Source organism: Pseudomonas sp. SP16.1, assembly GCF_052682975.1.
Window position 1 is genome coordinate 4,426,764 of sequence record NZ_JBQYFZ010000001.1, and the last position, 12,848, is coordinate 4,439,611.

9 protein-coding genes and 1 riboswitch are annotated in these 12,848 nt (G+C 65.3%); of the genes, 3 read left to right on the forward strand and 6 right to left on the reverse strand.

Annotated elements, in window-relative coordinates:
- Positions 1-165: 165 nt before the first annotated feature.
- The 3 genes from ACUTAF_RS20870 to ACUTAF_RS20880 form a co-directional block, all read right to left on the reverse strand.
- Positions 166-2,418, reverse strand: coding sequence for an Ig-like domain-containing protein (locus ACUTAF_RS20870; RefSeq protein ID WP_445581756.1), 2,253 nt, complete (start codon positions 2,416-2,418; stop codon positions 166-168).
- 134 nt (positions 2,419-2,552) lie between these two features.
- A riboswitch (cyclic di-GMP riboswitch) is annotated at positions 2,553-2,627 on the reverse strand.
- 680 nt (positions 2,628-3,307) lie between these two features.
- Positions 3,308-3,499: a hypothetical protein gene (locus ACUTAF_RS20875; protein ID WP_445581757.1), complete on the reverse strand. Its 192-nt coding sequence runs from the start codon at positions 3,497-3,499 to the stop codon at positions 3,308-3,310.
- Between the two features lie 230 nt (positions 3,500-3,729).
- Positions 3,730-5,082 (reverse strand): sigma-54 dependent transcriptional regulator, encoded by a 1,353-nt coding sequence (locus ACUTAF_RS20880; protein ID WP_445581758.1) that lies wholly within the window; start codon positions 5,080-5,082, stop codon positions 3,730-3,732.
- Positions 5,083-5,287: 205 nt separating this feature from the next.
- Between ACUTAF_RS20880 and ACUTAF_RS20885 the strand changes: the two genes are divergently transcribed.
- Positions 5,288-6,994 carry an ExeA family protein gene (locus ACUTAF_RS20885; protein WP_445581759.1) on the forward strand — a complete coding sequence of 569 codons (1,707 nt, stop codon included), beginning with the start codon at positions 5,288-5,290 and terminating at the stop codon, positions 6,992-6,994.
- 6 nt (positions 6,995-7,000) lie between these two features.
- Positions 7,001-7,795 carry a general secretion pathway protein GspB gene (locus ACUTAF_RS20890; RefSeq protein ID WP_445581760.1) on the forward strand — a complete coding sequence of 265 codons (795 nt, stop codon included), beginning with the start codon at positions 7,001-7,003 and terminating at the stop codon, positions 7,793-7,795.
- Positions 7,796-7,947: 152 nt separating this feature from the next.
- On the opposite strand, the gene ACUTAF_RS20895 is transcribed toward ACUTAF_RS20890, so the two are convergent.
- The 3 genes from ACUTAF_RS20895 to ACUTAF_RS20905 all read right to left on the reverse strand — a co-directional run bounded on the left by ACUTAF_RS20895 (position 7,948) and on the right by ACUTAF_RS20905 (position 11,560).
- On the reverse strand, positions 7,948-9,207 hold the full coding sequence (locus tag ACUTAF_RS20895; protein ID WP_445581761.1) for an OprD family porin: 1,260 nt from the start codon (positions 9,205-9,207) through the stop codon (positions 7,948-7,950).
- 438 nt (positions 9,208-9,645) lie between these two features.
- Positions 9,646-11,022, reverse strand: coding sequence for a TRAP transporter large permease (locus ACUTAF_RS20900; RefSeq protein ID WP_445581762.1), 1,377 nt, complete (start codon positions 11,020-11,022; stop codon positions 9,646-9,648).
- Positions 11,015-11,560 (reverse strand): TRAP transporter small permease subunit, encoded by a 546-nt coding sequence (locus ACUTAF_RS20905; RefSeq protein ID WP_445581763.1) that lies wholly within the window; start codon positions 11,558-11,560, stop codon positions 11,015-11,017. The genes ACUTAF_RS20900 and ACUTAF_RS20905 overlap by 8 nt, the downstream gene beginning before the upstream one ends.
- A gap of 187 nt (positions 11,561-11,747) precedes the next feature.
- Here ACUTAF_RS20905 and ACUTAF_RS20910 point away from each other — a divergent pair, with 187 nt between their 5' ends.
- Positions 11,748-12,848: a TRAP transporter substrate-binding protein gene (locus ACUTAF_RS20910; protein WP_445581764.1), complete on the forward strand. Its 1,101-nt coding sequence runs from the start codon at positions 11,748-11,750 to the stop codon at positions 12,846-12,848.

Consider the following 12,848-nt stretch of genomic DNA (forward strand, 5'->3'; position numbering starts at 1 on the left):
CCATACAGGCACCGCCCCTTTTCCTATTCTGTCGCCACCGCCCTAGCTGTTTTCGCGTACCTGTAACACCAGGGTTACGCCCCCAGCGGCCACAGGGGTTTCCGCAGCCAGCGATGCGTCCATCCTTGCATGTGACATCGGTAGGTCAGGAGGGGTGGCCCGTCCTCAGTCGTTCTTACCATTGCCCTTGCCGCCGCCACCAGTGCTGCCGCCGCTCTGCTGCAGGGTCACAGTGACGCTGGCGCTGGCGCTCTTGCTACCGTTGCTGATGGTGTAGGTGAAGCTGTCGCTGCTCTTCAAACCGCGCGACGGGCTGTAGGTCAGGCTGCCGTCGGCGTTGACGGCCACCGTGCCCTTGCTGCCCTGGGTCACAGCGATCACCGTCAGTTTGGCGCCTTGCGGGTCGCTGTCGTTGGCCAGTACCGGAATCACCACTGGGCTGATGCTGCTCAGGCTGACCTGATCGTTGTTAGCCACCGGTGCCTGCAGGCTGCTGGTCGCGGCCACGACCGAAACACTGACCTGGGCGCTGGCGCTGCCACCTTTACCGTCGCTGATGCTATAGCTGAAGCTGCTGGTGCCGCTGAAGCCGCTGGCCGGGGTGAAGCTGATGGTGCCGTTGCTGTTGAGCTTGGTCGTGCCGTTGCTGACGCCGCTGATCGTGGTGACGCTCAGGCTGTCGCCATCCGGATCCGAATCGTTGGCCAGCACGGCGATGGTCACCGCGGTGTTCGCGCTGGTCGTGGCGCTGTCATTCTTGGCCAGCGGCGGAGTATTGACGCTACCGCTACCGCTAGCGTACTCGACCGCCACGGTCGCGCCATTGCCGGCGGCAGCAAGGGTGGTGATGGTCAGGCCGGCCGCTTCGTCCACATAGCTGTTGCCCACCACCAGGGCCGGATCCCTCAGGTCGCGGGTGCCCCTCCTGGAGTCGCTGCCCGGCGTCATGTCGAGCAGGAAGCTGCTGTTGCGATCGCCTTCGCTGCCCAGGTGGATCACCACGCCGTTGCTAAGGTTCTCGGGATGGTTACGGATATCCGTAGTGCTGAACAAGCCCTGGTCGAAGCCTATGGGCTGGCGGTACTCGAGGTGGTACCAGCTTTTCTGGCCGGTCGCCGGGTCGACACCGCGCAATACCCGGATGCCCTTGACATTTTCATCGTTGCTCTCGAGTGGCGATAGGCTAAAGGTTCCGCTGCTGCTGACCTCCTGAGCCGGCGGCGACACCCCGTAGTCGAGCCAGCCGAGCCATTGCTTCTGGAAGGTGTTCATATGGGCGTCACGGCTACCCATCACGTCCAACTGATCACCGTACTCGATTTTGGTGCAGGTGCCGGCCATGACGCCGTCGCTGCAGCTGAGACCTTTGGAATGCATCAGGCCGAAGGTATGGCCGAGCTCGTGGGCGACTATCTGCAGATCGAGCCCGGCGGTGATGAAGGCGCGGGACGGGGTACCGCCGACATTGGCCCAGTTGCCGCCGCAACCGCTGGAGGGCGCGACTATATACACCAGGCGGTCATAGTCGTTGACGTTGATCCCCTTGCTCGCCGCGATCTTATCGGCCTCGGCAGTGATGCCGGACGGGCAGTTGCCGCCGTCCAGCGGCACTGTGTACCAGCCTAGGGTGTCGCCGCTGAGCCAGGTCTGGCCGTAGGAGGTTTCGTTGAAGAAATTGCTGACGGTACCGAACATGAAATTCTGCGCCTGGCTCAAGGTCCAGGGTTTTTCATCGGGCTTGTTCCGGAAATTGACCAGCATCACCGCAACCCGCTGTTCACCGAGGGTGTTGTAGGTCGAGGGGTCAGTGGTGCTGCCGCTGCTGATGCCGTCATAGGCCAGGGTCAGCAGGTCGTCGTCGGAGCCCAGTACCATGGCGCCGTCCGTCTCCGCGTCTTGCCCCTGCGCTGCCAGCACATGGCCCTTGGCCCGGACTGGCTGACCGCTCGCGATGAACCGCGGCGTGTTGGCGAAATGCAATTCGAAGCGCTCGCCCGCTGCGGTTTTGACGAAGTGGCGCAAGCGGTGACCGCCGTCGGCGTAGTCTTCCATGACGACTTCGGCGTCGCCTTCGATTTCCAGCTTCTGCTCGAGCATTGCCTGTACTTCGGCCGGCATACCGCTTTGCTGGTCTGCGGACAGGGTCGCGCTCAGTACCTGGGCCGGGCTGGTTGCCGCCAGATCCAGCAGCAAGGCCTGACGCTCTGCAGCCTTGGCCTGCAGCTGGCGCAGCGCCGCGCCCTTGGCATCAGTCGGCGCCTGCTGCCACTGCTGGGACAACGCCAGCAGCGCCTGGGTCTGTTCAGCGCTCTGCCGTTCAGCCTTTTTGTTGGCTTCCAGCCGTGCTTGATAGTCGGCGACGATGAATGCGCCAGGCGGGTAGTCGCTGCCGTTGTTTGCAAGGGTGGGAGCGGCCATGCAGCTCAGAGCCGCGGTAAAAACGGTGAAGCCCAGTGAACGGGCAAACGGGGGCCGGATAGGGCGCATGAGGCTCTCCTGAAACGGGGTTCAGAAAAGTTCCTCTTCACGGCGGTCCTGTGAGGGGAGTCTCCTTCGGCAGTCCGGCGGCCCCGGGGGGGCCCGTAACTTTGCGTCGCCAAGTTGCCCTGGTTATGCCTTTGTCGGGAGAGGAGCTTTCTGTAAGCGTTACTACAAGGACGGCGGACCGTCCGGTTAAAGCCCCTCGAGCGCCCGGCAACTGTTTCATCAGCGACCGCAGCGGCAAACCTCACTGTTTACTGCACTGTGCAGCGGGGTGAATCCTGCAACAGTTGCCAGAATGCGATTGTTCGTTTTCTGTACAACTGTAACGGATGCAGAAACTATCACCTGAGCTGTTCATTTTTTATACATTTCATGCATAACGATGGCAGGGTTGCTTGAAAAATAATCTAGAACTTTTTGCGAGAAGCCTTGCGAGCACCGCACTAGAGCCTGCTGGGCGGAGCACTCGGATGGCCACTAAAGCGCTACCGTTTGTCGCTTCGCTTGGCCCGATGCGATCCAGTTCACAGAGAAAAGTCCAGGTTTATCAGTCGCTTGCGAGATAGCCATAGGCCACTATCGACTCGGAATGAAGGCCGGGTCGGGGGCTCCTGCAGCCGCAGTTCTTCGCCCGCAGGTGTCGGGCAGGCATCTCCGCATCGCAGCGCCCGAGCGTTCCAGGCATGGCACCCTGCTTGTGGCGATCATCAGGCCAATCGACGGCTGATGGCCGGGGGGCCACCCGGGCGGGTACCTTGCCATGCGAGCGCTGTGCAAGCCGCGTCCTGCGGCAAATGGCGACAGGGCTCCTGCAGCCGCTCGGCTAGACGCCGTTGGCTTCGTCCCACAGCTTGATCACCGGCTTGCAGCTGGGGTGGAAATGCTCCAGCTCGCGCAGCTTGCGGTGCAGCAGGTGCCAGCTCATGAAGGGGGTATCGCTGAACAGCGGGAAGGCCATCGCATCGCTCTCGGAGCGTGCGGCCGCAGGCTCCTCTCCGTTTCTGCTGCCGGGCATGGGGCCATCGATGGGTCGGCGATCCTCTGGGGGCATGGTGGATTCTCCGCAAGGCAGGAGAAATCATGCAGGTAATGCGCCAGACGGGCCGGAGGCCTGCAGCATGGGCCTTGCGCCCTGCTAACCCGAGCGCTGCGGTGGGAAATTGTTCAGTCGCCGTTACAGCGCGGCTCGCCGGCTGTCCAGCCACGACGACCTGCCGGCATCGCTCGCACGTGAACAGCAGCCGGCTAGCTGCGCACGCCGTACTTCTCGATCATCCGGTAGAGGGTCACCCGCGATACGCCGAGCAGCTTGGCGGCCTGCGACACGTTGTTCATCGCATGGCTCAGGCAACTGCGCACCGCCAGCTCCTCGGCGTGGGCGCGGGCCTGCTCCAGCGGCATGACCATGTCCAGCGTCTCGCATTCCTCGAGGCCGAGGTCGGCCGGGGTGATCATGCGGTTCTCGCTCATCACCAGGGCGCGACGGATGCGGTTGATCATCTCGCGCACGTTGCCCGGCCAGCTGTGGCTGAGCATGGCGCCGATGGCCTGGCGGGTGAAGCCGCGCGAGCTGCTGCCGTATTCCTTGCCGAACTTGTGCAGGAAGTAGCGTGCCAGCAGCTCGATGTCGTTGCCGCGGTCGGCCAGGCGCGGCACCAGGATGCTGAGCACGTTGAGCCGGTAGTAGAGGTCTTCGCGAAAGCGTCCCTCGGCCACCGCTTCCTCCAGGTTGACGTGGGTGGCGGCGATCACCCGGGCATTGACCGCGATGCTCTGGTTGCCGCCGAGGCGCTCGATGGTCCGCTGCTCGAGAAAACGCAGCAGGTAGACCTGCATCTGCGGCGGCAGGTCGCCGATCTCGTCGAGGAAGATGGTGCCGTTCTGCGCCGCCTCGACCCGGCCGATCTTGCGCTTGTAGGCGCCGGTGAACGAGCCCTTCTCGTAACCGAACAGCTCGGCGTGGATCAGCGTCTCCGGCAGGGCGCCGCAATTGACCGCGACGAAGGGCCCCTCGCACTGCGGCGAGCGCTGGTGGATGGCACGGGCGATCATTTCCTTGCCCACCCCGGTGTCGCCGCGGATCAGCACCGGCGCCTCGACCCCGGCGACCCGGCGGATCTGGTCGAAGATGGCGAGGAACTGCTTGCCGCCGCCGACCATCTGGAACTCCTCCACCGCCACCAGGCGCTCCTGCTCCAGGTCGCGCAGGCGCGCCATGCCGTCGAGGTGGCCGAGGGCCTGCTTGAGATGTTCCTGCGCTTCGCCCAGCGGCAACGAGAAGTAGTCGTAGAAGTGCTCGTAGATCAGCCGGCGGAAGTCCTGCTTCTCCAGGGCCGCCGGCAGGGTCAGGGCGACCCAGGCCAGGTGCTCGTCCTTGTCCAGCAGGGTCTCGAGCTCCTCGTACTGCGCCTCGCTCAGCTCCGGCAGCAGGGCGATGGCCACCCGGTAGGAGTGGAATTTGAGCAGCCCGTGGGCGCTCTCCGTGTTGCCGACCCGATCCAGCACCCAGTCGGGCAGCTGCAGGTTCCGCAGCAAGGCATCGTCGCCGGAGAGGTCGAGCAACAATGCGCGGCGCGGTGAGTCATAAGTTTGACGCATAATCGCGGACATCTATTAAGCCCTTGATACAGCGGTTATATATCACTTATCCACAACGTTACTGCTCCTCTTGTGGAGTGTAGAACAGGCCTGACATTTGCCCGCGATACCGACGAAAGGCCATACCGTTCGGCGGGTTATGGCCAATGCTGGCAACTGGTGCCTGGGCTTCTATAGTCACAGGTAGCTTGCGAGGACCGACATCATGTACAGCCAGTACTTCGGTTTTTCCGACCCGCCGTTCACCATCGCGCCCAACCCGCGCTATCTCTATCTCAGCGAGCAGCATCGCGAAGCCCTGGCCAGCCTGCTCTACGGCATCAACTGCAACGGCGGCTTCGTCCTCCTCACCGGCGATGTCGGCACCGGCAAGACCACCGTCTGCCGCTGCCTGCTGGAACAGCTGCCGGCCAACACCGAGGTGGCCTTCATCCTCAATCCCAAGTACGGGATCATCGAGTTGCTGGAAGCCATCTGCGACGAGCTGAAGATCGGCTACCAGCGCAGCGGCCGGCGCATCAAGGGCTATATCGATGCGCTCAACACGCACCTGATCGACGCCCATGCCCGCGGCGTCAACACCGTGCTGATCATCGACGAGGCGCAGAACCTCAGCCTCGAGGTGCTCGAACAGATCCGCCTGCTGACCAACCTGGAGACCAGCAGCCAGAAGCTGCTGCAGATCATCCTGATCGGCCAGCCGGAGCTGCTCGACACCCTCGCCCGCGCCGAACTGCGCCAGCTCAACCAGCGCATCACCGCGCGCTACCACCTCAAGTCGCTGACCCGCGACGAGTTGCGCGCCTACGTGAGCCACCGCCTGGCGGTCGGCGGCCGCGACGCGCCGCTGTTCACCCGCGCCGCGCTGCGTCGCCTGCACCGCCTAACCGACGGGGTGCCGCGCATGGTCAACATCCTCTGCGACCGCGCCCTGCTCGGCGCCTATGTCGAACGGCGCAGCAGGGTCGACTGGTGGCTGCTCGGCCGCGCCGCCCGCGAGATCCTCGGCGCGAAACCGCTCCCGGCCACACGCTGGCGCTGGGCGCTGCTGCCGCTGCTGGCCATGGCCCTGCTGTTGGGGGGCTTCCTGTTGCCCGGCGGCCGTGAGCTGCTGGCCCTGGTGCGCCCGCAACCGCCGGCCGCGCCCGTGCTCGAGGCGCCCACGGAGCAACCCGCCGCGCCGCCGGCCACGCCCGCCCTGGCGCAACCGCAGGCGCCGCCGGCAAGCGAACCGGCGCCCGCGGCCGAGCCGGCGGCGGCGCTGAGCAACCCGGCGCACTGGCAATGGCCGGAGGAAGCCGACCTGGGCGCCACCGAGGTGCTGGCCTATCAGGGCCTGTTCCGCCGCTGGGGCCTGGACTACGACCCGCGCGACGCCCAGGTGGTGTGCCGCTTCGCCCGCCAGCACCAGCTCGGCTGCCTGCACCAGCCGGCCGACCTGGACGAACTGCTCAAGCTCAACCTGCCGGCGGTGATCGGCCTGCACAATGCCGTCGGCCAGCGCTTTCACGCCACCCTGGTCGGCCTCGACACGCTGCAGGGCAGCGCCACCCTGGAGGTTGCCGGCGAGACGCAGCGGGTCGACCTCGCCGAGCTGCGTGGTCTGCTGCAGGGCAACCAGCTGCTGCTCTGGCGCATGCCGCCGGGTTATCGCGAGCCGGTGCGCCCGGAGACCAGCAGCCCGGTGATTCCCTGGCTGGATGCCCGCCTGGCCCAGCTGCAGGGTCGGGCGGCGCCGCCGGTGCCGCGCCAGCACTACGATGAACAACTGCAGCTGCAGGTGCTGGCCTTCCAGCACCACTACCAGCTGGTCACCGACGCGGTGATCGGGCCGCAGACCCTGATCCAGCTCGCCGCCCTGACCGAGCCCGGAGTGCCCCTGCTCACCACGGCCGCAGCGGACTGGGAGTGAAACGCCATGTCCTACATCCTCAACGCCCTGAAACAGTCGGAGAATCAACGCAGCCTTGGCGACATCCCGCACGTGGACACGCAGCAGGAGATCGCCGGCACCGGCGACCGGCCGGCGCCGGGCCGCGGTCTGTGGCGCTGGTGGGCGCTGCTCGCCAGCGCGGCGCTGTTGCTGCTCCTGGCCTGGGTGGTGGCCGGCAAGCTCGCCACGCCGGCCGACACGCCACTGCTGGCCAGCGCGCCCCCTCAACCCGTCAGCGCTTCGCCGGCCCCCGTCGTGGACAACCTGACGCCGCCGGCCGCGGAGCTGACCAGCCTCGATCCGCCTCCGGCCGCTACCCTGGCACCGGGCCTGGAGCATCTGCAGGATGCCAGCGGCCTGCGCGTGCAGCTGGACGACGCCGAACCCGCGCGCGCGCCGGTGGTGCTGGAACTGCCGGTGGCGGCCGGACGGGTCGCCGCGCCGACGCCCAGCGCGCCCACTGTGCTCGCCACCGCGCCGAGCCGCACGCCGGAAATCCCGCAGCGCCGCGACGACGACGAGTCCACCACGGCGGATCCGCGCCTGCGCGACGTCGCCCACTGGAAGGGGCTGCCCTCCGGCGTGCAGCGCCAGCTGCGCGAGATGGGCATCAACGCCCACGTCTATTCCTCGGACGCCAGCGCCCGCTTCATCCGCGCCGGCGGCCGCACCCTGCGCGAGGGCGACCGTCTCAACGCGGAGCTGCGCCTGCAGTTCATCACCCGAGAGGGCATCGTGCTCGGCTATCAGGACCGCAAGTACTGGATGCGCCTGAACTGAGGCGCCGCTCGTAGCCGTCGAGCGCGAAGCCGGTAGGGCGGGTGCTCCGCGAGCTTCTGCGGCCGCAAAAAAGCCCGGAGCGTGGTCCGGGCTAAGGTTCTAGCGCCGCCGAAATGGATGCAACAGATCGGCGGCGGGCGACTGTCGTGGTTTTACAGCAGCGGCAGGGTGTAGCTGAGGATCAGACGGTTCTCGTCGAGTTCGCCAAGCGCGTCGGAGCGCATCGTGGCATTGCGCCATTTCAGCCCGAGGTTCTTCAGCGGACCCTCCTGGATCACGTAGGCGATATCCATGTCGCGCTCCCACTCGCGTCCTTCAGCTACGCCATCGCCACGGTCGATGTTGTCGCCGCTGATGTAGCGGGTCATAAAGGTCAGGCCGGGAATGCCGATCGAGGCGAAATTGAAGTCGTAGCGTGCCTGCCAGGACTTTTCGTCCTTACTGGCGAAGTCGCCGATCTGCACGTAGTTGACCAGGAACGGGTCGGTGCCGTTGAGATAGGCATAGCCGGTGTCGCCGCTCATCTTCTGGTAGCCAAGGCCGAAGCTATGGCCGCTCAACGCGTAGGTGAGCATGGCGCCGAAGTACTTGTTGTCGATGTTGCTGCGGCCGTCGTCGGTGGTACGGGCGAAGCGCAGGTCGGTCTTCAGCGACTGCTTGTCGGCGATCGGCAGCACGTGAACCACATTGAAGATGTGCTGTTTGTACAGCTCCTCCAGCTCGCCGTAGTGATAGGCGGTGGTCAGGTTGTCCTGCCACTTGTAGGACAGCCCGGCGAAGTTGAAGTCGTCGCCCTGGTTGCCCTTGCCGCTGAAGGCGAAGTTGCGTATGCCGCCCGCGGCGTTCACGCTCAGGTCCTGGAAGTCGGTGGAGTCGCGCTGGTTGAGCTCCTTCAACTGGCCCGCATCGAAGGTCAGGCCGGCAATTTCTTGGGAGTTCAGGTGGCCGCCGAGAAAGCTCTGCGGCAGCAGGCGCGCGTCGTTGGACGATACGCTCGGCAGCTTGGGCATCAGACCGCCGACCTTGAGCACGGTATTGGAGACCTTGGCCTTGAACGTGGCAGTCGCTTCGGAGTATTCGCCCGGACCTTCGTCGCCGAAACCGTTCGGTAACAGGTTGGTGCCGGCGCGCTCGTCCGAGGAATCGAGCTTCAAGCCCAGACCGGCATAGGCGTCCAGGCCGAAGCCGACGGTACCCTCGGTGAAACCCGACTCGGCCTTGAGGATAAAGCCCTGTGCCCATTCCTCGCGCTTGGATTGTTGCGCGGCTGTGGTGTGGCGCAGGTCGCGGTTGAAATAGAAGTTACGCGCTTCGATGCTGGCCTTGCTGTCCTTGATGAATTCAGCCTGAGCCATCGACGACGCGCCGAGTGTGCCGGCTGCGACAGCCAATGCAAGGGAGGTTTTTTTCATTGTGGTTTTCTCCAGTGTGTTTATGGGTGTTGCATCGGCGCGTAATGGCTACGAACCGAATTCGCGGGCGCGCTCCCGCTGCCCTGGCGGCGCGCGAAGCGACGCCGGACGAGTGAGACAGGCAGCGGAGCGAGCGATGAACTAGTTCGGCGGACTTCGCCGTAAAGCTGTGGCCGATAGGCGAGAGGCAAGAGCGCGAAGCGGGTTGGTAAGCGTGAGCGACATGGAAGACCTCGACAGCTTTTGTTGTTATGGCCGGGCCAGGAGCACGGCAGCGCACTGCACGGGGCGCGTCACGGTCTGGAGGCCGAGATGCGCTTTACAACCGGGCGCCCACCTACGTTTCGCGGGCAAGGCTTCGCCGACCGCGCTGGCCGCGGTGCAGCGAATACCGTTGAGGGATGCCCCGGCGCGGTGAAGGCGCCGGGGCGTTCGGTGTTACTTGCCGTAAACCTGCTCCGGCAGCCAGGTGACCAGGCCGGGGAAGATGTAGGCGATCACCAGCAGCAGCAGCTGGATCAGGATGAACGGCAGCACGCCCTTGTAGATGGTGCTGGTGGCGACGCTGGCAGGCGTCACCCCGCGCAGGTAGAACAGGGCGAAGCCGAACGGCGGGGTGAGGAAGGAGGTCTGCAGGTTCAGCGCGATCATCACCCCCAGCCAGATCGGGTCGAGCCCCATGGCCAGCAGCACCGGCCCGACGATCGGCACCACCACGAAGGTGATCTCGATGAAGTCGAGGATGAAGCCGAGCAGGAAGATCACCAGCATCACCACGAAGAACGCACCGAGCACGCCACCGGGCAACTGGGCGAACACGTCCTCGATCAGCACCTCGCCGCCGAAGCCGCGGAATACCAGGGAGAACAGCGACGCGCCGATCAGGATCATGAAGACCATGGCGCTGATCTCGGTGGTGCCGTAGGCCACCTCGCGCAGTTGGCCGAAGTTCAGCTTGTTCTTGCTCAGCGCCAGCAGCATGGCACCGACCGCGCCCAAGGCCGCGGCCTCGGTGGGTGTGGCATAGCCGGCGAGGATCGAGCCGAGCACCGCGCCGATGAGGATCAGCGGCGGCACCAGCGCCTTGATCAGCTTGCCCCACTCGATCGGCCCAAGCTCCTCCTGCGGCAGCGCCGGCAGCTTCTTCGGCTGCAACACGGCGACGGCGATGATGTAGAGGATGTACAGGCCGACCAGCAGCAGGCCGGGAATCAGGGCGCCGACGAACAGGTCGCCGACCGACACGGTCTTCGGCGAGAAGATGCCCATCTTCAGCTGCGCCTGCTGGTAGGCACTGGACATCACGTCGCCGAGCAGCACCAGGACGATGGATGGCGGGATGATCTGTCCCAGGGTGCCGGTGGCCGCCAGGGTGCCGGTGGCGATCGCCGGGTCGTAGCCGCGACGCAGCATGGTCGGCAGCGCCAGCAGGCCCATGGTCACCACGGTGGCGCCGACGATGCCGGTCGACGCCGCCAGCAGCGCGCCGACCACGCACACCGAGATCGCCAGGCCGCCGCGCAGGGTGCCGAACAGGCGCGACATCGACTCGAGCAGGTCCTCGGCGACCCGCGAGCGTTCCAGCATCACTCCCATGAACACGAACAGCGGCACCGCCAGCATGGTCTGGTTGTTCATGATGCCGAACAGGCGGTTGGGCAGGGCGCTGAGGTAGCCGGCGTCGAAGGTGCCGGTGAGCACGCCGATGCCGGCGAACAGCAGGGACACGCCACCCAGGGTGAAGGCCACCGGGTAGCCGGCCATCAGGGCCGCGCAGATGCTGACGAACAGCAGGATCGCCATCAACTCAGCCATGCTTCACCTCCGGAGCCGGCAGGCGACCGCTGATGACGTACAGCGCCTTGATCAGGTTGGCGATGCCCTGCAATACCAGGCTGACCACCAGCACCAGGATGATGCTCTTCTGCAGGTAGACGAACTTCAGGCCGCCGGACTCGCTGGACGCCTCCAGGGTCGCCCAGGAATTGCTCACGTAGTCCCAGCTGGCCCAGCCGAGGAACAGGCACACCGGCAACAGGAACAGCAGGTTGCCGAGGATTTCCACCAGGGCCTGGCGGCGGCCGCTGAATTTCTGGAAGAAGATGTCCACGCGCACGTGGCCGTTGCGCTGCAGCACCCAGGCGGTGGCGCCCATGAAGACCAGGGCATGGGCGTAGAGCACGGCTTCCTGCAGGGCGGTGGCGCCGATGCCGAAGCCGTAGCGCAGCACCACGACCACGGCGGTGCCGAGCACCAGGAACAGGGTCAGCCAGGCACAGGCCTTGCCGAAGAGTGCGTTGGACGCATCGATGAGATGAGCCAACCCCAGCAGGGGAGGAGGATGATTGGGCATGGCAGATCCTTATTCTTATAGCCAAGGGGCTCGGGATTCTAGGTGGCCGCTCGAGAGCGTCGCAACCCGCAATACTACGTACGTAGTCGCTGCGCTTGAGCGATGCTATTGCCTATGATAGTCAGGACGCTTCGAATGCTGGCGATCCCGGCATTCGGATCACTAGTACAACAACAAGGAGCATTGCATGAAACGTCGCGACATACTCGCCGCAGCCGGCGTCGGCCTCGCAGCCACCGCACTGGCGGGCTGCAAAGACGAGGCGAAAAGCACCGCTGCGCCCCAAGAGGGCTCGAGTTCCGAGACCTTCAACTGGAAGATGGTCACCTCCTGGCCGAAGAACTTCCCCGGCGTCGGCGTAGGCGCCGAGCGCTTCGCCAAGCTGGTCGAGGAGATGAGCAACGGCCGGCTGAAGATCAAGGTCTATGCAGCCGGCGAGCTGGTCCCTGCCCTGGAAGTGTTCGATGCGGTCTCCCGCGGCACTGCCGAGATGGGTCACGGCGCGCCCTACTACTGGAAGGGCAAGGTGCCGGCCGCGCAGTTCTTCTGTGCCTCGCCGTTCGGCCCCAATGCTCAGGAAATGAACGCCTGGCTGCACCGCGGCGGTGGCCAGCAGCTGTGGGAAGAGGTGTACAAGCCGTTCGGCGTGCTGCCGATGGCCTGCGGCAACACCGGCGTGCAGACCGCCGGCTGGTTCAACAAGGAAATCAATTCGGTCGACGACTTCAAGGGCCTGAAGATGCGCACCCCGGGCCTGGGTGGCGAAGTGCTGACCAAGATGGGCGGCACCGTGGTCAACATGCCGGCCGGTGAAATCTTCACCGCCATGCAGACCGGCGCCATCGACGCCACCGAGTGGATCGGCCCGTACAACGACCTGGCCCTGGGCCTGCACAAGGCCGCCAAGTACTACTACACCCCGGGCTGGCAGGAGCCGAGCGTACTGTTCGAGCTGGACGTCAACCTCAAGGCCTGGGACACCCTGCCGGCCGACCTCAAGGCCATCGTCCGCGCCGCTGCCCGCGACGTGAACGGCGACATGCTCGACGACTACAACGCCAAGAACATGGAGGCCATGGAGCAACTCAAGGCCGACGGCGTCGAAGTACGCCGCCTGCCGGACGACGTCCTGGCACGCCTGAAGGAAGTGGCGGCCGAGGTGGTCGACTCCAGCGCGGCGGCCGACCCGGCGGCGAGCAAGGTGTGGGAGCACCAGAAGGCCTACCTCAAGCGTCTGTACGAGTACGCGGAGAGCAACGAGAAGGACATCTACAACATCCGCGGCTGA